The organism is Capnocytophaga sp. oral taxon 329 str. F0087, from assembly GCF_000213295.2.
Taxonomy (GTDB): Bacteria; Bacteroidota; Bacteroidia; order Flavobacteriales; family Flavobacteriaceae; genus Capnocytophaga; species Capnocytophaga leadbetteri_A.
This window is the reverse complement of record NZ_KN389992.1, coordinates 1,018-1,556: the sequence shown is the minus strand read 5'-3', so window position 1 is coordinate 1,556 and position 539 is coordinate 1,018. Positions and strand designations below refer to the sequence as shown.

General features: G+C 41.7%; 1 protein-coding gene. It reads right to left on the bottom strand.

Features of this window, described 5'->3' with window-relative positions:
• A partial coding sequence (locus tag HMPREF9074_RS03465; protein WP_034539701.1) for an Ig-like domain-containing protein occupies positions 1-539 on the bottom strand: 539 nt, incomplete at both ends.

Sequence of the window (539 nt, the reverse complement as noted above, 5' to 3'; positions counted from 1 at the left end):
AAATACGCGAGTTACGTTGTTATAACCTTCTGCTTCAAACACTTTTACTCCCCAACGGTTATAAATACGTACCACATTATCTGGGTAACGATTTATGCCGCCGATATGGAAGTGTTCGTTCTTACCATCATCGTCTACCGACATACCATTATAAGGTATTAACTTGCTTATTACCTCAATAGTCACGGTAGCTGAAGCACAGCCATCGGTATTGCAAAGCTCATACACAAAGGTATCAATACCCTCAAAACCTGTATGAGGACGATATTCGATAGTGCCATCAGGGTTTACTACTGTTGTACCATTAGTAGGATTTGTCACTACATTAGGTGCTGTAGCTCCGTTTGGCGTATCGTTAGCCAGTACATTCACCACTACTGGTGTATCTATAGGAGTAGTTGTACGATCATCAGCTGCTATTGGCAATACTGGTGTAGTGCTAGTGGTTGTACCTGTTACCGTTACTACTATGTTAGCGTTATCGCATACCGTTGAACTTGCTACTGCACAAATCTTATAGCTGATGGTATAAGTACCCG